Origin of the sequence: Bradyrhizobium sp. INPA03-11B (assembly GCF_040446015.1) — a bacterium.
Lineage (GTDB): Bacteria > Pseudomonadota > Alphaproteobacteria > Rhizobiales > Xanthobacteraceae > Bradyrhizobium > Bradyrhizobium macuxiense_A.
The window spans coordinates 1-21,061 of the sequence record NZ_JASGSR010000073.1; the positions used below are offsets into that span (position 1 = coordinate 1).

General features: G+C 58.3%; 16 protein-coding genes. 11 read left to right on the top strand and 5 right to left on the bottom strand.

Annotated elements, in window-relative coordinates; all coding sequences use genetic code 11:
• Nucleotides 1-747 precede the first annotated feature (747 nt).
• Nucleotides 748-942 (top strand): hypothetical protein, encoded by a 195-nt coding sequence (locus QMZ05_RS26525; RefSeq protein WP_353703432.1) that lies wholly within the window; start codon nucleotides 748-750, stop codon nucleotides 940-942.
• Between the two features lie 569 nt (nucleotides 943-1,511).
• Here QMZ05_RS26525 and QMZ05_RS26530 read toward each other — a convergent pair.
• Together QMZ05_RS26530 and QMZ05_RS26535 are read right to left on the bottom strand one after the other, a co-directional pair.
• Complete coding sequence (locus QMZ05_RS26530) at nucleotides 1,512-1,880, bottom strand: response regulator transcription factor (RefSeq protein ID WP_353703433.1); 369 nt, start codon at nucleotides 1,878-1,880, stop codon at nucleotides 1,512-1,514.
• A 413-nt stretch (nucleotides 1,881-2,293) separates the two neighbouring features.
• Complete coding sequence (locus QMZ05_RS26535) at nucleotides 2,294-2,674, bottom strand: hypothetical protein (protein ID WP_353703434.1); 381 nt, start codon at nucleotides 2,672-2,674, stop codon at nucleotides 2,294-2,296.
• Nucleotides 2,675-3,238: 564 nt separating this feature from the next.
• Between QMZ05_RS26535 and QMZ05_RS26540 the strand changes: the two genes are divergently transcribed.
• From QMZ05_RS26540 to QMZ05_RS26550, 3 genes are all read left to right on the top strand, one after another.
• On the top strand, nucleotides 3,239-3,502 hold the full coding sequence (locus tag QMZ05_RS26540; RefSeq protein WP_353703435.1) for a hypothetical protein: 264 nt from the start codon (nucleotides 3,239-3,241) through the stop codon (nucleotides 3,500-3,502).
• 325 nt (nucleotides 3,503-3,827) lie between these two features.
• Complete coding sequence (locus QMZ05_RS26545) at nucleotides 3,828-4,664, top strand: Crp/Fnr family transcriptional regulator (protein ID WP_353703436.1); 837 nt, start codon at nucleotides 3,828-3,830, stop codon at nucleotides 4,662-4,664.
• A 407-nt stretch (nucleotides 4,665-5,071) separates the two neighbouring features.
• On the top strand, nucleotides 5,072-5,653 hold the full coding sequence (locus tag QMZ05_RS26550) for an NYN domain-containing protein (protein ID WP_353703437.1): 582 nt from the start codon (nucleotides 5,072-5,074) through the stop codon (nucleotides 5,651-5,653).
• A 716-nt stretch (nucleotides 5,654-6,369) separates the two neighbouring features.
• Here the strand turns inward: QMZ05_RS26550 and QMZ05_RS26555 are convergent.
• Together QMZ05_RS26555 and QMZ05_RS26560 are read right to left on the bottom strand one after the other, a co-directional pair.
• Nucleotides 6,370-7,035 (bottom strand): hypothetical protein, encoded by a 666-nt coding sequence (locus QMZ05_RS26555; RefSeq protein WP_353703438.1) that lies wholly within the window; start codon nucleotides 7,033-7,035, stop codon nucleotides 6,370-6,372.
• A gap of 1,284 nt (nucleotides 7,036-8,319) precedes the next feature.
• On the bottom strand, nucleotides 8,320-10,281 hold the full coding sequence (locus QMZ05_RS26560; protein WP_353703439.1) for an EAL domain-containing protein: 1,962 nt from the start codon (nucleotides 10,279-10,281) through the stop codon (nucleotides 8,320-8,322).
• 457 nt (nucleotides 10,282-10,738) lie between these two features.
• On the opposite strand from QMZ05_RS26560, the gene QMZ05_RS26565 reads away from it, so the two are divergent.
• From QMZ05_RS26565 to ilvE, 5 genes are all read left to right on the top strand, one after another.
• A complete protein-coding gene (locus tag QMZ05_RS26565) occupies nucleotides 10,739-12,136 on the top strand; it encodes a DUF262 domain-containing protein (RefSeq protein WP_353703440.1) in 1,398 nt (465 codons plus the stop codon).
• Between the two features lie 1,236 nt (nucleotides 12,137-13,372).
• Nucleotides 13,373-14,242, top strand: a complete 870-nt coding sequence (aepX, locus tag QMZ05_RS26570; protein WP_353703464.1) for a phosphoenolpyruvate mutase — start codon at nucleotides 13,373-13,375, stop codon at nucleotides 14,240-14,242.
• A gap of 534 nt (nucleotides 14,243-14,776) precedes the next feature.
• Nucleotides 14,777-15,571 carry a phosphocholine cytidylyltransferase family protein gene (locus tag QMZ05_RS26575; protein ID WP_353703441.1) on the top strand — a complete coding sequence of 265 codons (795 nt, stop codon included), beginning with the start codon at nucleotides 14,777-14,779 and terminating at the stop codon, nucleotides 15,569-15,571.
• Between the two features lie 10 nt (nucleotides 15,572-15,581).
• Nucleotides 15,582-16,190: a CDP-alcohol phosphatidyltransferase family protein gene (locus tag QMZ05_RS26580; RefSeq protein WP_353703442.1), complete on the top strand. Its 609-nt coding sequence runs from the start codon at nucleotides 15,582-15,584 to the stop codon at nucleotides 16,188-16,190.
• 275 nt (nucleotides 16,191-16,465) lie between these two features.
• On the top strand, nucleotides 16,466-17,380 hold the full coding sequence (gene ilvE / locus QMZ05_RS26585) for a branched-chain-amino-acid transaminase (RefSeq protein WP_353703443.1): 915 nt from the start codon (nucleotides 16,466-16,468) through the stop codon (nucleotides 17,378-17,380).
• Between the two features lie 420 nt (nucleotides 17,381-17,800).
• Here the strand turns inward: ilvE and QMZ05_RS26590 are convergent, their stop codons facing one another.
• On the bottom strand, nucleotides 17,801-18,721 hold the full coding sequence (locus QMZ05_RS26590; RefSeq protein WP_353703444.1) for a branched-chain amino acid transaminase: 921 nt from the start codon (nucleotides 18,719-18,721) through the stop codon (nucleotides 17,801-17,803).
• 389 nt (nucleotides 18,722-19,110) lie between these two features.
• Between QMZ05_RS26590 and QMZ05_RS26595 the strand changes: the two genes are divergently transcribed.
• Complete coding sequence (locus tag QMZ05_RS26595) at nucleotides 19,111-20,232, top strand: PLP-dependent aminotransferase family protein (RefSeq protein WP_353703445.1); 1,122 nt, start codon at nucleotides 19,111-19,113, stop codon at nucleotides 20,230-20,232.
• An 82-nt stretch (nucleotides 20,233-20,314) separates the two neighbouring features.
• Nucleotides 20,315-21,058, top strand: a complete 744-nt coding sequence (gene phnF / locus QMZ05_RS26600; RefSeq protein ID WP_353703446.1) for a phosphonate metabolism transcriptional regulator PhnF — start codon at nucleotides 20,315-20,317, stop codon at nucleotides 21,056-21,058.
• The last annotated feature ends 3 nt before the right edge of the window (nucleotides 21,059-21,061 follow it).

A 21,061-nucleotide genomic window follows, 5' to 3' on the forward strand; every position in this document is an offset into this window, starting at 1 on the left:
TCGCATTCGTGAGCACAGCAACAAGGTCGGAGCGTCCTTCCTCCTCGGAGAAGTTTTCACACTGCTCTGTCCAGGACTGCATGAAGATCGATACCGGGGCCCCCTGATACTTATGTCAGGAACAACGATGGACGAACGATGGTGTCTATCTCGACAGCTATCATCTGGAATAGCGACTGATCCAGCGTCAGATGCGGAGCCAGGGCTCCTGAAGGCGCGTTAGCCGAGGAGCAATTGCCATTGATCACGATGGTTCCAAGGGCGCCGGCAGAGCGCGAGCATGCACGACACCGAGCAAACGGGTCAACGCCGTACCGGGTATCGGTCCCGGTAGCAGACGAGTACGGCAATGCATGACAAAATGCACGTAAAACTCAGGCACCAAATGACGCCCTGACTCTGCGTTGCCCAGCCGCTGATGTAGATGGCGTTTCTGGTGGTGACCGTGATCATTCCACGATCGGCTATGGTGTCCTGCGCTTCCGCCACTGGCTCCGAGCGGCGCACCTTGGTCGGCTCGGATGTCGACGATGCCGATAGCGGCAAGCAAGGACTGACTGCTATTCAATCATCTAACCGTTGGCCTGATCGTCGGCACGACTTCTGCTACTGCCATCCTGCAGGCTAGTGTTTGACGGGACATGTCGTAAGGATTTGCCAACCATGCAGGCTTACCGAGCTGGTCGCTAACCAATCGACAATCGTTCTGGCACACTTTCCCGCCGGGATAGTATGGGTGATTCGAACATGACTGGGCTGGACGTTATGGAAAACGTGCGCCACTACCGCGCAATAGCTTCGCTGTGCCGTCAGGCTGCGACATTCCGACCGGTTCAACGAATCTCATTGCTGACGCAGGCCGGGGAATGGGAGCAGCGAGCGCTCGTCGAGCTGGAAGGATACCTTGGCACTTTAAACGGATATCATGGATCTGAAATGTGAGGGCAGAGCCAGCGCTCGGGCGAACCGAGCGACGGCGCGGGTCGGTCGCGGCGTCAGAACGCGCCGTACCTCTCTCCGCATGACGCCGATTGCGGGGAGAGACAGGCGGCCGTCAACGTCTCCAACAAAGCGCGTTTGGAGCTTGCCTGTACTTAAATGGTGGGCGGTTCAACTGCCAACACCACTTTGGCCTCTCCGCCTTCTTCCAATATTGAATGAGATTGATCACAGCTCGGGATCGATCGCAGGCTGGGCGGTCGCTTGGCTGATCTGCGGCCTCGCGCCCTCAGCGATGGAAGGTGCTTGGCGAAAATCCTGACCGGTCCCGGATCGCCCCTGTAGTGGCTTGACGCCACTCCCTCGATCAGCTTGCGATAGCGTCGAAAAACAGACTCGTGAGTGCGCCTCGGGTTTTCCCGCATCGCTCCCAAAGCGGACAATGCGGCGTTGCTGATCTCGCAATCGACGCTCCAATTGCCATTGAACATGGTGAATCTGTAGACCATCCACCTGGGGTCATAACCGATGGGCGTTCCGCTCGTCAGACGCATCGTTCTGCCGTCTTGCGCTCAGTGGCGGGGTCTGCGCAGCAGCACTCGCAGTCGTGTCTCCAACTCGATAGGATCGATCGGCGTCACGAGATAATCGTCGGCCTTGATGTCTAACGCCCGCCCCCGATCCTCCACACCATCCCGCGCACCGACGACGAGGACTGGCGTTTTTATCGGCGCCTTCCCGGCGAGCCGCGCAAGCAGCTCCAGGCCATCTGCATCCAGAAGCCCCAGATCGAGTATAATCGCATCGTACGAGCTCACCGCTGTTGCAGCCATTGCGTCGTCGGCCCTGCTCACTTCATCAACCGTAAAGCCACGCTCCGAAAGGTGACCGCCGATCAGAATACGCAGTGCTGGCTGATCTTCGACGACCAATATTTTCACTCCGGCCTCCCATCGTGACGACCGCACTCTATGGGTGGCAGCAGTCGCTCCGCGTACGGCCAGGGAGGAGCGTGACGGCGCCGCTTTCACCTCTCCGCAAACGCGTTTTCGACCGCAAATTGCGACAGTGCGCGATGATTGCATCAACAAAGATCTTCGCTACCAATAGCTCGCGGGCAGGTACGTCTCGTTCAAATCGACAGTTCGCGCAATGCAGTTGCGGGTGCAGGCCAATGGGCCACTTAGTTTGTCATATTGACAGATTGCGTTTGCAATCGGTTTGCAAACTTTGTGCGGAACGGACGAACCCGCACGCGCCGTAGTCCGTACAGTTGCCTCCTCATCGGAACCAGCCGCAGAGCGCGGAGGTTGGAGCTCACCTGAGAATGAGACCTCGCCTGTCAGTGAGCCGTTCAGGTCGGCCGGTCCCAACTATCGACGTTGAACGCGGTCTTGAACCGACGCAGTTTGCTTTCGAGCGCCTCGCGCTCTGGCCCGCGTGGCGTACTCGCCAGTTGAGCCTCAATGCGTGCCAGCTCGGCGGCGATCAAAACTTTGAAGGAGGGCGCTCTTGTCGTCACGTCGGCGGCAGAATGCTTGGATGCGTCGGCAGGTAATAGGTGAATGCGCCAGGGACCGCCTTTTCTACGCCTGAGGCGCCCCTTGTCCACGAGCCTCCGGCATACGGGGGCTAACGCGTTGTATTGCCACTTCGTCGCCGAACAGCAGCAGGCAAAGCCGCCGTAGTCAGTCCCGGCTTTACGCGCACCTCGGATGTCCTCAGCTACGGTCATCGACCCTTTCCTCGCCGACGAAGTGGCCCCGCGCGGCATCACAAAATCGTGGCAAGATGTGCAAGGCCTCGGACGACCGACGTTCCCATTGGGACTATGGATGAAGCTGGGCCCGCTGCTTTGCTTTCCGCAGTGGCAAGTATGCCGCTGTTGCGCAGCGGACGAAGCGCGATGCCTCCCAAATATAGAACAATTGGGAACGGCAAGACGACGGATTCTTTGTACGAAACGCTCAAATCTGAAGCCGAGGCCCCACACTCGGGTAAGAAATGAGATTGTTCGCCACTCATTGCCTTGGTTGGAGCAGAGCTTCGTGCAGAAACCGTTCGAGGAACCTGACATAGTTTCCGACGGATCAACGTGGGCAGGAGCGCATTTGCGACCAGTCGCTTGAGCCTTTCGTTGGAGCGTGACGATCGAAGGCTCCTGCAGGCGGGCCAGGGAAAGAGCAGTACCGGTCTCCACCAAGTATGGCGCCGACACCACACCCTGTAGAGCGCGCGCGCATTGATCCGTTTTGAAACGTTGCTGTACTGCGCCTGCTCAGGGTCGGGAGTTGAAGATATGCCGGTCACCAATGTTGAAGAACGATTGCTGTCGCTGCTTGCAAGTTTGGAAGAGTGTCAGTCACTTCTATTCGATCAAGGCGTCGAGGAGATTGCGAAGTTGCTGTCGCTCGCGATCCTTGAAGTTCGGATGGAGCTTCACAGCATCACCGATTCCGATCTCAAGGCGCTGTGCGACATGATCGCGTCGAACGAGCTGCGGCTAGATCCGCAAGCTCCATTGGCCAGGCCGTTTCCGCCCCATCTGAAGCTCGTCAAGTAGAGGTCGTCCCGAACTCGTCCGTTCAGTGACGCACGTTTGCAGGTCGACATGCGCATACGGGCACGGGCTGGCGCGCGGTCTCTGACTGAGGCCGCTGCCCTGGGGAAGGCCTCCGTTGCCGTGGCGTTGGCCAACTGAGCGGCGGATCCAAGCAAGTATTGCGACAGCGCCCGTCGGCCCAGCAGAAATCTGTCGAAGAACGGCGCCCCAACGGGGGATTTGAGCGCCCAACCGGGGCTCCTTGCATAAATCAAGATGAGAATATTGTTACGATAGCAATCAACTCCTCGTTACAACTGCCGGGGGCGCTGCCAGGAGAGGGACCATGACCGACCACGTGCCCGCCGTTATCGAAGCGCCTGACAGCTCCAGAGGAGCAGCTCTCACGCAGGCCTCCGCCACCCGGCCGGTGCTGAGCCGGCCGATGACGGAGCGCCCTCAGCGACGGGCCTTTGTCAAAAATGCGATCCTGGCGAGTCTTTCTCCGCAAGACGTCGCGGCAATCGGGGAGCTCCTGGAGCCGATCGTCCTAAAGGAGCGCATGGTCCTGCAGGAGCCGAAGAGGCGTCTCGAGCACATCTACTTCATAGAATCTGGCCTCGTCTCGCTGAGGCTTGTCGCGGAGGGCAGCATCCTTGAAACGGCGATGATCGGACATCAGGGGGCAGTCGCCGCATCGCTGCTAGTAGGAGGGCATCTTTCGACCCATCAGGCGGTCGTGCTGTTTCCCGGAACCGCACATAGGATCCGTGTCGAGGATTTGAATCGGGTGATGAATGAGCGCCCCGCAATCCGGGAGCATCTTCTTCAGTACGTGCAAGCGCTGACCCTGCATTGCCTTCAAACTGGATTATGCGGGGTTCGGCACGATCGCGACAAGCGGCTTGCAAGCTGGCTTTGTTTTGCGAGCGACGCCATCGGCGCTCCTGTTCTTCCAGTAACGCATGACTACCTCTCGACCGCCTTGGGATTGCGCCGTGCCGGAGTCACGGAGACCCTCATCCGATTCGAAGAACAAGGGCTGATTCGCAAGATGCGTGGCGTCCTGCAGATCGATGACCGCAGGTGCCTCGAGCAACGGGCGTGCTGTTGTTACAAGCTTGTCTCAGGCACATACGGCTCGTCTCAGTCGATCATCTCAGCAAAGGAGCCGGCGAGCTAGCAAGTGCGCCAGGCATTTTGCATCATTCTTTCGATGATCTTTTGGGACGAATTGGTTGTTCAATCCAACAGCCGGCTCCCGAGAAAGGTCTGGGGATGCAAGGCGAGCGAAACGACCAGTCTAGGGCATAAGCTTGCAGATTGCGAATGAGAGGCGAGTGCAGATCAAACGGAATTCCGTAGCGGTCCAATGATCGCGCCAAGGCCGACATCGCGATCGGTCAATCCTCGGAGAAAAGCCGAGATGACACACTCGGGGAAGAAGCGCCATTGTTCGTTCGTAACGGACGATGGTTGTCGGAGCACAGCTTACGGGAATCAAGGCATTGAGTGCCGGGTCACAGCAGCACGGCAATGGCAGCCGCCCTGCTCCATCGGAGACGATAGATGAGCAACGCGAATTGAGGCATGTCACACTCTAAGATCGCGCTCTTCATCGACGGAGCGAATCTTCACGCAACCGCAAAGGAGCTTGGCTTCGAGATCGACTACAGACGCCTGGTCGGGGAGCTTGAGAGCCGCGGGAGGCTGCTGCGTGCGCTCTACTACACGGCGATCAACGAGGATCAGGACTATTCGTCGATCCGTCCGCTGATCGACTGGCTCGACTACAACGGCTACACCGTGGTCACCAAAGCCACCAAGGAATTCATCGACGCCAGCGGCCCCCGCAAGGTCAAAGCCAACATGGACATCGAGCTCACCGTCGATGCCATGGAACTCGCTGGGTACATCAACGAGATGATTCTGTTTTCCGGCGATGGCGACTTCCGCTCGCTGGTCGAGGCCGTGCAGCGCCGCGGCGTCCGCGTCACCGTCATCTCCACGATTGCCAGCCAGCCCCCAATGATCGCCGACGAACTTCGACGGCAGGCGGATGAATTTGTCGACCTGGCGCAACTGAAGCTGAAGTTCGGCCGCGACCCGGCCGAACGGCTAGGCTCCGCGCCAGATGGTAGCAAGCGTCGCGATTCAACCGACACGGAATGAAGGTGATTCCGTGAAGATTGACGGCAACGTCAGCATTGGGCCGCCTGGGGCTCAACCCGTCTCTCGTTCCTGGTTAGAGTTGACGAAACTTAACCCGAATTGTTGCCGCCTTCGGTCGAGATGAAGCTTGGAGAACGCGAGGTGTGAACCATTGTTCTGTTTTTAGCAGATGCACTAGCATGTGAGTTTCCAACTGCTCGATTTGCTTCCCGGACTCGCCCCGCGCTCTCAGCCAGCCATGCCCCCTCAGGAGTGCTTGAGCATCGATAATAGAGCGATCCCGTTGACTGGATAGTCTGCCATGAGCGTCTTTTCCAATAAACAAACTAAGAGCATTTCTTAGCTGTCGAACTGGCGCCAAACGGCAACCTCGACGAGCGTAAGTTCACACCACCGCTCCTCGGGCTGTATGCAACAGCCCCTACTGTTTCATCGGCAAGGCTTTCGAGGCGTCGATGGCGCTCATCGCGTGCCAGATGTCTGACGAAAATGCACGACCAGCGAACACTCTGCTGCCTCCGCCGCTAAGTCTCTGAAAAGGATTCGTGGCGCGCCGCGAGGCCGTTTCTCGCACGAATGCGCAGAGAAACGCCAATCCCATTTGAGATACACCTTCCAACGCAGCCTTCCGTGGGCAACGCCGGCAAGAAAATGACAATCCTGTGCGTCGGCTGACGCCGGCGCCGACGACTACAAATATTCGGGGGAGAGCCCACTCAACGAGAGAAGACGCGAGTGCCACGAGGCCATGTCCGTCGGCTTTCGATCGGGCTGGCTCCAATTTCCCAGCCCGCACCTCCCCATACAACATCAATCACAGCAAGTGCACCCGTGCCATCACGGACAAAGAACATATTCGGAAGAGAGGTGGTCTGCAGCGCACCGCTTTCGCCATTGGCCTGCAGCCTCAAGAGGCACCAGATATCCACTAGCTTAGCCTCATCGCGAGCGCCCAGCTCTCCGACGAGTTCATCGATATTTGCTGAGCTCTGCAAGATGTACGTTTGCAGAGGTGTCGCGTCCACGCCCTCGACCTTGGCAGCGAATTGCCGGACAAAGGTCGCGCCAAGCCACGCCATTTTCACGCGGGCCGTTGACGTGATGTCTTCCTTGAAATGGTCCCGCGCAATGAACGCGTCAGTTTGGGGCTTCTCGCAGATATAATGCTTGTCATTGCCAGGCTCACGCGCAAGCTTCAGCTTGTCAAGCGGACCGGCCGGAGCGCCGGGTGAAGAGGGATTGTAAACATCGCCACGGTTCGAACCAAAGCCATTTAGTGCAAGGACAAGAAAGATCGAAACTGCGGCCGCGATCATGCCGTACACAATCAGGAGCGCCCCGGTTTTATCCAGCCAAAGTCGCAGAAAGGGAGATGACTTCATCGCTATGCTGGTTCGCCGCCACGCTCTGTTCGACCTGCCATTGCGGCCCTACTAAATCCGTCCACGCGGAGCCTCTTCTACTAGGTCGGGTAACGAAATCTCAGAGAGCCGCATGACCTGCTGCTCTTTGAGTCGCAATCTCTTGCCCGTATCGCCTCAATCCACGCTGTTCATCTGTCATCTTTGATGCGTAACGCGGGCGGCCGCCACTTCCTGTGCGGCACCACGGGCACGGGCAATTCCGACAACAGGTCGAAGCGGTCTCATCCATGAGATCGACAACCGCATCTGACGGAATCAGTCTTGCGCGGGCGAGGTAATTTCGACAAACAGGTTGCTTCATTGCAGTTTCGGTTGGGGAGATCATTGGGCCGGTAGTGAGCCAACAAGCGGGACAGGGAAATCGAAAGCAACGCCGAAAGCTGCATGAACCGAGGGTATCGCGGCGAGCCGCGGAAGCCCACATCTACAATTGCCAGCCCTCGAACACTCAAGAATCGACTTGAAAAGAACAGCCCCGCCCGGAGACCCGGGCGGGGCTGCTGCCCCCCCTGCCCCTTTGCGGGGAACCTCGCTGCGGATTACAGCGGGCAGTTCAACGTTCGTTTTCCGCCGACCTACAATTTGGCAACCGCCGAGAGACTCACGCGCATTCCGACTTTCAACCCTTAGCGCTTTCTACAACGTTCCGTAAAACAATCTCAGAAAGCTGCACAAGCGTCACTCTGAGACGCCGAATCTCTTGCTTGTAGCGCTCGAGTTCGCGTTGTTCGTCGGTCATTACCGATACTTCATGGCCAGTCCTAGCCGCGCGATCCATGCCGCACCTTTGTCCGCCCAAGTGAGTGCCTATGAAGAGGTGGGAGCGCCTCGCACAGAGGCTAATCGCAGACTGGGGACGTTGGGCCGCCGAATATTGTACGCAGCGCGCGAATAATCCTGCTTCCCAGTCCCGCGTGTTGTCTATGCAACAGATCAGAGCGCTTCGCACAAAAGCGTCCTGTAAATCGTTTTCATTGAGAATAGCTGGACGAGTCTGTATTCAGCTGGGTCCCTTTGGTGTGACGGCCTCGTAGGCGGCTGAGATCAATTTTTAACAACAGCATGCCCTTTGCTCGAGGCACCTGCGGCCATCGATCTGCAAGACGCCGCGCATCCTGCGAATCAGTTCTTGTTCTTCGAATCGGATCAGGGTCTGCGTGACTCCAGCGTGGCGCAATCTCAGGGCGGACGAAAGGTAGTCATGGGTCGGTCACATCGGGCATTGCGAGGCGACCTTGTCCTTCAAGCCGCGGACGTCGACCGTTGCTTGTTTTGATCGAGCAGAGCGAAGACGTGGTCGGCCGCGACCGGCCGACCGATGAGGTATCCTTGCACTTCATCACAATTGGTTTGACGCAGATAGTCGAGTTGCTCGGCGGTTTCGACACCTTCGGCGACCACGCCGATCTGCAGGTCCTGTGCGAGTGTGATGATTGACTTTACGATCGCTGCGCTATCCGGTCGCCTCAACATGTCCCGTATGAAGGACTGATCGATTTTGATGCGGGTGTAAGGCAGTTTCAGCAAATAGGTCAGCGACGAATATCCCGTTCCGAAATCGTCAAGCGCCACCGTCACTCCCAATTGCAGGAGTGAGTTCAGGATCGATGACGCCGGCGCGTACTTCGAGATCAGCATCGACTCGGTTATTTCGATTTCGAGACGGTGAGGAGCAACTCTGGCTTGGGAGAGAGCCTGCACGATTGTCTGCAGGATGCTGGCGTTATGGAATTGAGCTGCCGAAAAATTCACGGCGACCCGGAGGTCCGACGGCCAGTTCGACAGCGTCGAGCAGGCGCGTCGGACCACCCACTCGCCGATTCCATGGATCAATCCGGTTTCCTCGGCGATTGGAATGAACTCGGTCGGGGAAATTACTCCACGAACGGGATGCCGCCAGCGCAGCAAGGCCTCAAAGCCGGTAACCCGGTTCTTGCGAATATCAAAGAAAGGTTGGTAGAGAAGGAACAGCTCGTCTCTGTCGACCGCGAGCTCCAGATCCCGCTGCAGCGCCCTGCGTTCGCGCGCTGATTTGTCATCGCTGGTCTCAAAGAAGCGGATCGTTCCCGGGCCCGCTTGCTTGGCGCGATAGAGTGCAATGTCGGCCTTCCTCAGGAGTTCATGAGGCTCGTCGCCATCGCGCGGGGCTACTGCGATTCCGACACTAGTCGCTCCCGCGATCTCGTATTTCTCGATCGGGAATGGTTCGGCGAAGACGCCGACGAACCGCTCGGCGACTTCCAACGCGTCTTCCACCTTGGTCAAATTGGTCATGACAAGCGCAAATTCATCGCCGCCGATGCGCGCAACAGTGTCAATCTGTCGCACGCATCGCTGCAGTCTCGACGCGGCTTGCACCAAAAATTCATCGCCCGCGGGGTGGCCAAACCTGTCGTTCACTTCCTTGAAGCGATCGAGGTCGAGAAGAAGAACCGCGAATTCCTCGCCCGAGCGGGACAGCCTGTTGAGGGCGCCTTCGAGGCTCTCATTGAAGGCGAAACGGTTCGGCAGTTGGGTCAGCGGATCCCGCCGGCCCCTCCTTTCGGCCTCCAGTTGCGCAATGGTGCGTCTGGTAAATTCGAAAGAATGGGCGAAAACGCCGTGTAGGAGCACGAAGCCATAGGCCACAACCAGGATAGCGACGAGCAGATAGACGAAATCGCCGTTTCTGCCGAGGCAGATTGCCGTACCCACGAAGATCGGAGCCGTGAACGCAACCGCCGCCACCGGAATCGTCGCGAAAGCGAACGCGCCGCCGGCGAGCATCCCGGAGCACAGACAAGTTATGACGAGCTGCCCGCCATTGGAGGCGTTGGCGAAGAAAGCCACTGGAACGATCGCCCAGGCGGTTCCGAGAAGCAAGGCATTCCGTACCAGCCGGTGGATGGCCTGGCGCGACACGAACTGGGGCTTCGTCATCCGTCGTGATGAACGCGCCTTCAGGCCGATCGATAGCGCGCCGCAGACGACGGTCGCCGCCCAGACCAAGGCGAAGTTTCTGTCGGCTGAATGCCAAAGGGCAATTGCGAGCACGGTCGCATTGCAGGCGTTGGCCAGCATGATGCCCAGCGAATGGCCCAACACGAGGGAGAGCTGCTCGGCACGAATGTATCCTGCGACCGCTTCATCGGTTGTCGGCCCGCCGAATGCCGCCAAGTCTCCGGCTATCAGCTTCGAGAGATAGGAGTTCAAATACGCCCTCATTCCGGGACCCCCCCGTAAGACTGACTTCGACGCCGGCGCCAGCACCGGAGGGTCGCGGCAAATCTTTGACAAAAGATAAACTCTTGATTGTATCAGCCGCCTGACAACACCTATGAGCCCCACAGCATGGCGCCGCACTCGTTGTTGAGGCCAGGACCGGTTATGAATAAAAGACCGACTCTGTCCGTTTCGTACCGATCTATCGACGAACTTCGCGGCGGCCGCTGCTTGACATGGTGGCAGCCGCAGCACTGCGATGCGCGAGCCATTCCCGCACGCAGGCCTCACCGCTGGTCCTCGCGAGCGGGACACATGGCGGAAGCAAGGCCGGCAGCGCCAACAATTCTGCGCCTGCGTATTCAACGTTGCGGAGAGATCGCTTATACTTCTACGGGTCGATTGTCGGATACTCAACCTGCTATACTGTCAGTCAATTTGCCTTTGGGAGAGGAAATAAATGCAAGCGATCCCAGACACCAAGTCGGTGAAGGACCTCGTGGATCTTTACAAGAACAAGATGCTGACGGCCAACCCCGAGTACCAGCGAGGCGTTGTCTGGAGCAAGACACAGAAAAAGAAGCTGCTCGACTCGGTTTTCCGGGGCTACCCGCTGCCCCTCATTTACCTGCACCACATCAAAAAGAATGTCGCGGGGATGCAACGCGAAGACTTGGAAATAATCGATGGCCAACAGCGCATCACGGCCCTGTATGAGTTTGTTGAGGGCGGATTCAAACTGTTTGACCCGATCAAGGACGACGCGGAGGCAAAATTTCCCGCGTTTTTGAAGGGGCAGCCGTGCCCCTGGGGCGGCAAGGACTTCGGCAGTTTACCGCCCGAGCTGCAGGCGCAATTGTTGGAGACGAAACTGGCGGCGACCAAGATCGAAACCAGCGAGCCGAACGAAGTACGCGACCTGTTTGTTCGCCTGCAAAGCGGATTGCCGTTGAACGCGCAGGAAACGCGGGACGCATGGCCGGGCCAATTCACTGAATTTGTACTCTGGCTTGGCGGCAAGCCGGACGTACCGCGCTATCCGGGGCATGCCTTCTTTCAAGGGCCGATGGGCCTGCACGCGAAATCCGACCGTGGCAAGGCCCGCCAATTCGCGGCCCAAATTGCCATGCTGTTCTTCGAGCGAAAAGAGCGAGGCAGCGATTACTTTTGTGACATCAACGCAGCGACTATCAATGATTTTTATTTTAGCCACATCGATTTCGATCGCCATTCTTCGAATGCGCAACGTTTGGTCGACATACTCGACAAGCTTGCGTCGCTGCTTGCTGCCGGCGATCGGCCCAAGCTGAAAGGTCATGATGCCATCCACCTGGTCCTCTTGGTCGACAGCCTATGGGACGATTACACCAGGTCGTGGGAGCTGCAGCTACCGCAGGCCCTTGACCGCTTTCTGAACGACCTGGCGAAAGCGAAAGGAACGAAAGACTCCGCGAAGCCGGACGAAGTGTGGCTCAGGTACGGCCAGTGGACCCGGGTCAATTCCGACCGCGGAGAACGAATCGCCCACCGCCATGCGTTCTACGTGGAACGAATGATGAAATACCTGAAACCTCTCCAACTCAAGGATCCGAAGCGAATCTACGGAGAGCTCGAGCGCGAGCTGATATATTTCGACAGCAATAAGATGTGCGCCGTTTGCGACGTGACCGTTCCGTGGGACGAGCACGAAATCCATCACGTCACTGAGCACTCGAAGGGTGGCGCGACCAGCATGGACAATGCAGCCCTTGTGCACAAAGCGTGTCACCCCAAAAGCGCAGATTCAACGAAGGCGCTGGCCGAGAAGATGCAGGCAAAGAAAGCCAAGCTGGCAGCATCTTCCAGCCCGGCCGAGTGAGGCCATTGGTTTCGCGATCGCGCGGCAGATCTAACAGCCAGAGGTCTTAAGGTCGGGTCGATTGGATGCTTCCACGATGAGTGAGAACGACGATGAGGGCTCGAAGCGCGGCTTGCCTCTTGGGCCGCGACCTCAACGAAATCGCACAGCCCTTGAAACGGCACGGGTCGAGGGAATCGTCGAAAGCGCAGCCGCGAGCTCGAATGGGCAAATCGGCACATCTCCGAACTGGATCGGCAGTCGTCCGACTACCCGAAAGCGAATTGGAGTTTTCATTCGCATATTGCCCCGATCGGCCGCGTGCATATGCGATTCAATGCCCCTATCGCGTGCCACTTCGTTTCGGTCTAATGGTTGGCGATGTCGCCAATACCCTAAGGTCAACTCTTGACCACGTCGTTTGCAAAACGACGAGGCAAAAAGCGCCGATAGTTATCTCTTTCGCGGGACGGCTGTCACAAGAGACTTTTCTACTACCGGAGGACGGGCCTTCTTCCGTGTCTGCTCGGTCCAAAAGGCGACATTGTTACGGGTCGGGCCGCTGGACAACGCCGGATCTCGAGAGGTCTTGTTTTGATCTTCGAACCACTCAGAAGTTGCGCGCTGCACCCGGGTCACGATCTGGATGTTCGGCTACTGTGTGGCGCGACCGGCAGCGGGGGAACATTGCCTCTAAAGTCAGGTCGAGCTCGGAATTCAACTTGTCGGGGTAGGCGTGACGTACCGGGGTTGCCAGTCCTGGCGCCGTCGCTTCTGAGCTACACGATGTCAAGATAAGCAAGCATGGCTTGGGGATGGCTGTCCGCTTGTCTTTCTGAAAACGGCTGCAACGCCAATTCGACCTCTCGAGCGCTCTTACCGGCCGTGGGATCGTAAATGCGCCCGCGGCGCGGTCTCAGTGCTCGAGTTTTTGAAGATAAACAATATAGTAGCGCGTCTCCAATGAGTTGCTTTTGACTTGACAAACACGTGCGCCTTGAATTTCGGCGACTGCGAATGATGGATGGCCATTTCATGATTCTCAGGGAGGTGACCGCGACTGCAACCCCTATACCGAGATGCGCCCCGGTCAACTACCAATCCTAGTCATTGAACCACATGACAGAACGATGTCACCTATCGACGATGAAATCGGCCGGCTACACGCACCGGCAAGGAAACGGCATGCAAGATCAATCACAACAATCTGTTCTCTCCAGCGGCCCTGATCGCCACGCTGCTTCCTCACTTACTGACATGCTGCGCGATCAGATTTGCTCCACCAGCGAACTCGCTTTCCTCATGGAGGCGCACGATGGGCTCTCCGCCGCGATCGCCGACCGCGCTGGCTTCAAGGCTCTCTGGGCGTCAGGCCTATCCATTGCCTGCTCTCTCGGATACCGCGATGCCAATGAAGCCTCATGGAGCCAACTCGTCGATGCAGTCGAGCGGATCGTGGACTCGACAGAACTGCCTGTTTTGGTTGATGGGGATGGAGGCTTCGGGAACTTCAACAATGCGCGTCTCTTAGCACGGAAACTCCGTCAGCGTGGCGCGGCCGGCGTCGCGCTGGAGGACAGCTGCTTCCCGAAGATGAACTCGCTTATAGGCGATCGGCACCCCCTCGCCGATATCGACGAATTCTCGGGTCGTTTGCGCGCCGTAAAGGACACAGTCTCGGACGATTTGATCCTCGTGGCACGTATCGAGGCGTTGATCGCCGGGCATGACATGGACGAAGCCATTTTGCGCGCTCACGCTTACGCCGACGCCGGAGCCGATGCGATCCTCATTCACTCGCGAAGGACCGCCGCGGACGAGATCGTTGCGTTCATGCGTGCCTGGAAAAATCGGTTGCCGGTCGTAATTGTTCCAACGAAATACTATCGCACTCCGGTCTCTGTTTATCGTAAAGCCCGCATCTCGACGGTGATCTGGGCCAACCACTCCCTGCGAGCCGCAATGGCGGCCATGCGACAAGTCTGCGATCGCATCTTCGCTGAGGAGAACACAGCGAGCATTGAACCTAATATTGCGACGCTCGACGAGATCTTCGAAATGTTCAATTACAACGAACTCGCTCGTGCGGAATTGCGATACCAGTCTCCCAATAACCAACGGCAATAGCGTTTCACCCCTGCAACAGCTTATCGAAAGACCTACGTCATGCAACGGCTCGGCCTACCATCACGCTTGAGGAGATTTTTCCGCAGAGCACATGTTTTCTGTTCTGATATTGCACATTCGATCAAATGGCGCGACGACGTTATCGACCTTTGCACTGCTGCGTATCTCGGCTCGATCCCCCCATACATCTCGATGGTCAGTCACGACGGGCCTACGAGCTCATGCCTCTCCGCAGAGAGGTCGACGTGGACCGTGAATACGGCCCTTCAAATGGTGAGGTCTCCTTTTCAAGGACCATGTAGACCGCACGTCACAGTAGCGACCATAAGCGAGATTTTCTATCACGGAGGGCGCTCATTTGGCGCATCGGACAGGCTTGCACAGCGCTTCGTGGGCCGATCATTTGATCAAGGTGCTCAATGACAAGCGATGCTCTCCTGAGCACGCCGAGTCTAGAAGCCAGGTCCCAACAGGTGCCTCGACGCACGGAGCAAATGAAATGACGAGATACCTCTCGGCGGTGAGCGACCTGAAATGGCAATGAATGCTCCCAAGAAGGCCGTCATGCTCGCCGCCGGCATCGGTTCTCGCCTGCGACCGTTGACGGATCTGAGGCCGAAGCCCCTGATCGAGGTCAACGGCACACCGATCCTGCACAACGCCCTGCGAAACCTGAAGGCAGTCGGTGTAGACGAGGTGACGATCGTTGTGGGCTACCGCAAGGACGCCATTCAATATGCTTGCGGAAGCCGCTTCAGCGGGCTTGAGATCAACTATGTCGAATCGACAGTTTTCGATCGCACCGGCAGCGCCTATTCCCTGTGGCTGGCGCGTGATGCGCTTCTTTCTGGAGACTGCTTTCTTCTCGAGGCAGACGTCTTCTTCGAGCAAGATGCATTGCGCCGTCTGATCGGCCCAGCGACCGATGCAGCTGCAGTAGCTCCCTTCGAGGAATTGATGGAAGGGTCTGCAGTTCTTTTGTCGGATAACGGCTTCATCACGAGCTTCCGCATGAAGCAAACGGCGGCCAACCTTGTCACGGATGGCCCACGGCTTTTCAAGACCATGAACTTGCTACGATTTTCGGCGTCGACCCTCAAGGCGACGATCGTTCCAGCCCTGGACGATATCATTGGGTGCGGAGCTACGCAGGCCTACACCGAGGAGCTTCTTAGCTATCTGGTGGAAAGGCGCGGCCTGCAGCTCGCAGCGGCGCGATGCGATGATATCAGCTGGTACGAAATCGACAGCACCGAGGATCTGCGCATCGCAGAGCGCATTTTCATACGAGCGAGTGCCCCCGGCCAATCGTATGACCCGCTGCATTAGTGAGGCACCAATGCTAAAATACCTTTGGGATCCGGCGAACGCCATCACAGCCGGCGGCCTTGTTTTTTCTTCCGCCAGCCTATTCCTCGCCTTCTCCGAACACCTCGAGCTATCCGTGTCGGTAGCTCTTTGGGCCGTCCTGTCCGATCACCTCGATGGGATCGTGGCAGCTCGCACAGGGAATCGCGACCCAGACATTGCCAAGATGGGAAAGAGCCTCGACGGCTTCGCCGACATGATCTACGGAGCGGTCTTGCCTGCAGCAATCATAATTCAGCTCAGCCACGCGTCGCTCCTTGCCCTGATAACCTCAACCGTCTTGCTGGTGGCGGGGGCGGTTAGGCTCAGCTATTTTGCGAACTTCGGCAAATCAGCCGATGGGCGTTTCTTCGGCTTGCCGTTATCGTACGACATTCCCGTAATGGCCGCCGCTTTTGTTGTCCGACCGCTCTTTCCGAGTGAGCTATTCGTAACTCTTACGCTCGGCCTTTTTCTCGTACTTGCAGGATTGCACGTCTCATCTATCCGTGTGTCATCGCCGAATGCGGCTACGTACGTCGCGATTACCATCTTCGCCTTGGCCGCTTCGACGATCCTCGCATCGAGGGCACTCGACTGAACGGGTCCTAGCGCGACGCAAAGCAATGCGCAGGCCAGCCGCAACGGCGGGCCCGAGCCGACCGACAGCGCAATCAAATGGGAGTTTCACACGACCAAGGAGAGCCTTACTATGAGCATCCCCCTATGGGCATCCCGCATGCTCCCGACATCCGGAGGGGAGTATGACGAAGTCGGTGATCGCCATCGAGCATGATCGACGATGGTGTTGGCAGCCTGACGTGCCCATCAAGCGCGAAGTCGCGGCAGTAGCTGTGTCGTTATAGGTGAAGATGGATGTCGACCGCACAATTTGCATATCTCAACGGTCAAATCGTTCCCTGGAATGACGCGAAGGTACATGTATTCTCCCCCGTGGCAAAGTATGGCATAGGTGTTTTCGAAGGAATACGCGGCTATTGGAATGAAGAGGCGGAGCAAATGTACCTCTTTCGTCTCGCGGAGCACCTTGACCGGTTTGCTTTCTCGCAAAAGGCGATGCGGTTCGATCAAGGGCCATCTCCAGAAGAGTTGACCGAGGCACTCGTTCGCTTGTGTCGCGCAAATGCGTTTCGTGCGACCGTGCATATCCGGATGATGGCTTTCATCGACGGATCTGGCGAGATGGGGGCAACGGGTCCCGTAGGAACCGCGATCACGGCGCTGCCACGGCAGTCCGCGCAGCAATCGATCGAAGGCGCTTCGGCTCAGATTAGTTCCTGGATGCGCATGCCAGACAACGTCATGCCCGCGCGCATTAAATGCAACGCAAACTATCATAACGCTCGATTGGCTATCATGCAGGCCCGGCGGGATGGCTACGATGTCGCGTTCCTGTTCAATTCAAGAGGAAAGCTGGCCGAGGCCCCCGCGACGTGCGTGTTCATCCTTCGTGATGGTCAACTGATCACGCCGAGCGGAACCAACGACATATTAGAGTCGATTACGCGCCAAACCGTTATCGAATTAGCACGCCAATATCTTCGGCTACAGACTGTTGAGCGCGATGTCGATCGAACTGAACTGATCCTCGCCGAGGAAGTATTCCATTGCGGTACCGGTGCCGAAATCACGCCGGTGACGTCCATAGACCGTACACCTGTTGGGAGCGGTCGAGTTGGAGCCATAACGCAACGGCTGATAGAGATCTACCGGGCGGTCGTCATCGGCAAGGATGGCGCGTATGCCTCGTGGCGGACTCCTGTTTTTTGATGGCATGTGTTCAGATGCTCCCTGTTGACGGCCTAAAAGATCCTCGCGGGGCTCTTGAACGGTGGCCGATGTTCAGGAGCACGAGGATGTTTGTAGATTGCAAGCCTCTGAGAGCTCGAACGCGATCCCTGGAAATCTGAACCTGGAAGTGCCGGTTGGAAATGTGACAGACAGACACGTCTGTAGCGATCTCATTCAACACCTTGGAATGAAGATAAGCATCTAGGCGAAGTTATCTCTGAGCTTGCCTTCGCACGTTTGTCAGAAGCTCTCAGCAGCACGCTTGCGGCGATGCGATCGACACTTCCGCTGACCATAAGCCGCATTTTGACGAGCGTTTTGCTACCGAAAATCAGATGAGTGATAGCGCCCGTGGCTGGTCGGCGTCGTGCGTGTTCGGGCGCGAGGGGAGATGCCATGCTAAACTTCCACGGGCGTCAGCCAGTTCGGCCAGAGATTTGCGCGCCCGTGGACGAGGTCGAAGTAGGCCGCTTGAAATGCTCTGACCACGGGCCCAGCCTTCCCATCGCCCACTGGGAGCCGATCGATGCCGAGAATCGGCGTCACCTCGGCTCCCGTCCCAACCAGGAAGGCCTCGTCGGCCGCATAAAGCTCGGAGCGGTTCACAGCCCGCTCCTCGACCGGCAAGCCGATACTTTCGCGGGCGAGCTTGAGGATGGTATCGCGGGTGATACTTTCCAACACGTCTGCGCTGAGCGGCGGCGTCACCACCACGCCGTTGCGGATGATGAATGGCGTTGAGGTGGGGGCCTCGGCCAAATTGCCCTGCTCGTTTAGCAACAGTGCCTGCTGGTAGCCGTCTGCTATGGCCTGCATGTGTGCCAGTCGCGAGTTGTGGTAGTTGGCGTTAGCCTTGATGCGGGCCGGCATGGCCCGGTCCGGAATCCGCACCCAAGAGCTCACTTGGGCCTGGACGCCATCGATCACTGCCTTGGGCACAGGCCGAGCCAGCGCCGTGATCGCGGTGCCGATCGGCCCCGTTACTGTCATGTCTCCTTGGCCGTCCAGGTAACTCATGATCCGGATATGGGTGCTGTCCCGGTAGGCGCAGGCCTTGAGCAGGTCCACGGTCTGCCCCGTCAGTTCCTGAGCCGAGAAGGGAATGTCGAAGCGCACCGCCTTGTGACTATAGGCCAGGCGGCGCAGATGATCCTCCATCCGAAACAGGAGGAGGCGCCCCTGCTCCTCGCTCCAGTAGGCCCGCACCCCCTCGAAGACTCCGAGGCCGTATTTCGCCGCCGGGCTGAAAACATGCATCGTGGCTTGCGGCCAGGAAACGATCCTTCCATTCAGCGAGGCGTAAGGCGCAGGCAGGCTCATGTTCTTTCCTTAAAGAATGTTGATAGATCAGCGGTCGGCCTCGATCCGCTTTACGGTTTTATTTGCCGCGGGCAGAAAATCCTCGACGAGACGATCGCGCTGTGGCGCGAAGCTTGCCGCGCGCTCGAGCGCCGCCGCGCGGATGTCAGAATCGAACCTGTGCTGGTTGAGTGCGATCGCGTCCGGTTTTCATCGGCGGCAGTTCACGGGCCTCTTGGGTCATGGCCCCTCGATCCAATACGCGATCCTCGTATTTTGAGCTGCCCGCCATGCCTGCCATTCCCTGTCTACTGCCAAACTATAGGGGTTCTGCATAAAAGGTCTAGTGGTATAGATCATTTTTCGCTATGTTGAATTTATGGATTTTCCATCAAACCCTTGGAGCCCGCATGAGCGTCGTCGCCGATCTCGGCCGTAACCTTCCGCCACCCGTACCAGAGACCAACCAGGCGTTCCGGGCCGCGCTGAGCGACCTTCTCGGTGAGACGGACTTCACTGCCCTCACGCGCACCCATCGCTTCATGGGGACGGAAAGGGATCGCATCCAGGGCGGGGAATGGCTGGCACGCCGTTTAGGCAAGGCGCCGGCTCCGGAGCGGGTTGTGCTCACCAATGGCACGCTCAGCGCCATGAACATGATTTATCCCGCGATCATGCGGCCCGGCAATACCCTGCTCACCGAACCGCTCACCTATCCCGCGGTCCCCGCCATCGCGCGGCAGTACGGATTCCGCACCGAATCCGTGGCCTGCGACGCGGACGGTATGATCCCAGCCGCGCTTGACGAGATCTGCCGGCGCCTGAAGCCCAAAGCCCTGTATTGCCTCGCCACCCTGCAGAATCCCACGACCGTCGTCATGCCGTTGGCCCGCCGGCACGAGATCATCGAGATTGCCCGGCGCCACAGCCTCACGATCGTGGAGGACGACATCTACAGCGCTTTGCCTGCGGACACACCGCCGCCGATGTCCGCGCTCGCGCCTGACATCAGTTGGTATATTCTGGGACTCGGCAAAAGCTTCACCGTGGGCCTGCGCTTCGCCTATGTGGCCGCCCCTTCCGACGTTGAGGCCAAGCGAGCCTTTTGGCCTGGGGTGCGCTCCACCTTCTGGATGGCGGCACCGATCACGGCTGCGGTGGTTTCACATTGGATGGAAAGTGGCATGGCCACGCGGCTGTTCGAGGCAGTCCGCTTAGAGGCCGCCGGCCGCCACGCCATGGCCATCTCCGCACTCGCCGGCCTCGATTTCGCCTCTCCGCCTGGCGCGATCCACGGTTGGCTGAAGCTCCCCACGGGACAGCGCGAGGCATTCCACGCTCACCTCAAGGCTCGGGGCGTGCTCGCCGGCGACGCGGCCCCTTTCGTGGCCGATGGCGGGCCGGTGCCCGACGCGGCGCGGGTCTGCTTTGGATCGCCGGAAACGCGTGACGAGCTTGCCGCCGGTCTCAGGGCGATCGCCGAGACCATTGTGGAGGTTGGTGCGCAGCCAAGCCTTATGGGCGGAGGCTAATGATCTAGCGGATCAGCCCAACGACGTTGGCATCAACGTTGCCTGTCAAATCCGGCATTATGCGGGAGGACCAGATCTGCACATGGCGAAACGGACAGTGGAAGGCATCAGCATGTGGCGGCGGATCGTGGACTCCATCGTCGACGACATCCATCGCGGCGCCCTGGCACCTGGAGGGCGGCTGCCTTCGGCGCTGGCGATCGCAGCCAGATTCGGCGTCAATCGCCTGACGGTGCTGCGCGCTCTGTCGCACCTCGAAAACGAGGGCGTGGTCAGCATGGAGCAGGGCCGCGGAACGTTCGTTTCCCGGGATCCGATCAATTACCATTTCGAGAAACGGAAGTATTTCGAGGAAAATATTCTTGAGAACCGAAAGCAGCCCACCCGCAGGCTGATTTCGATCGAACAAGCCGCGGCCTCGCCCCCGGTATGTGCTGCACTTGGGCTGCGTGATGGTGAACGTGTGGTCGTGGTGACCACATTGAGCGAAGCTGATGGCGTGCCGATCAGCTATGGGCCAAGTTACTTTCCCGAAAGGCTGCTCCCCCACGCCGGTCAAGCCTTTGAAAAGGCGGCGCGGGGTGCCGATGCCATCTTGTCCACCTCGGCGGTTCTGAAGAAGCTCGGCGTGAACGACTATCAACGCAAATCGATCCGCATGCGATCGCGCCCGCCAACGACCATTGAAGTCGAACGATTGAAGATCCCAACGACGGAGTATGTGCTGCAGACGGATGTCATCAATATCGACGCCCAGGAGCGTCTGATCTCCTTCGGCCAGACCGCTTATGCCGCCAGCCGGGTGGCGTTCGTCATCGACCGTTGACGG

Bases quoted from the DNA above. Each gene is read 5' to 3' on its own strand.
- QMZ05_RS26525 (WP_353703432.1), top strand. From the start codon at position 748: ATGACTGGGCTGGACGTTATGGAAAACGTGCGCCACTACCGCGCAATA.
- QMZ05_RS26535 (WP_353703434.1), bottom strand. From the start codon at position 2,674: ATGACCGTAGCTGAGGACATCCGAGGTGCGCGTAAAGCCGGGACTGAC.
- QMZ05_RS26540 (WP_353703435.1), top strand. From the start codon at position 3,239: ATGCCGGTCACCAATGTTGAAGAACGATTGCTGTCGCTGCTTGCAAGT.
- QMZ05_RS26545 (WP_353703436.1), top strand. From the start codon at position 3,828: ATGACCGACCACGTGCCCGCCGTTATCGAAGCGCCTGACAGCTCCAGA.
- QMZ05_RS26550 (WP_353703437.1), top strand. From the start codon at position 5,072: ATGTCACACTCTAAGATCGCGCTCTTCATCGACGGAGCGAATCTTCAC.
- QMZ05_RS26555 (WP_353703438.1), bottom strand. From the start codon at position 7,035: ATGAAGTCATCTCCCTTTCTGCGACTTTGGCTGGATAAAACCGGGGCG.
- QMZ05_RS26560 (WP_353703439.1), bottom strand. From the start codon at position 10,281: ATGAGGGCGTATTTGAACTCCTATCTCTCGAAGCTGATAGCCGGAGAC.
- QMZ05_RS26565 (WP_353703440.1), top strand. From the start codon at position 10,739: ATGCAAGCGATCCCAGACACCAAGTCGGTGAAGGACCTCGTGGATCTT.
- aepX (WP_353703464.1), top strand. From the start codon at position 13,373: ATGCTGCGCGATCAGATTTGCTCCACCAGCGAACTCGCTTTCCTCATG.
- QMZ05_RS26575 (WP_353703441.1), top strand. From the start codon at position 14,777: ATGGCAATGAATGCTCCCAAGAAGGCCGTCATGCTCGCCGCCGGCATC.
- QMZ05_RS26580 (WP_353703442.1), top strand. From the start codon at position 15,582: ATGCTAAAATACCTTTGGGATCCGGCGAACGCCATCACAGCCGGCGGC.
- ilvE (WP_353703443.1), top strand. From the start codon at position 16,466: ATGTCGACCGCACAATTTGCATATCTCAACGGTCAAATCGTTCCCTGG.
- QMZ05_RS26590 (WP_353703444.1), bottom strand. From the start codon at position 18,721: ATGAGCCTGCCTGCGCCTTACGCCTCGCTGAATGGAAGGATCGTTTCC.
- QMZ05_RS26595 (WP_353703445.1), top strand. From the start codon at position 19,111: ATGAGCGTCGTCGCCGATCTCGGCCGTAACCTTCCGCCACCCGTACCA.
- phnF (WP_353703446.1), top strand. From the start codon at position 20,315: ATGGCGAAACGGACAGTGGAAGGCATCAGCATGTGGCGGCGGATCGTG.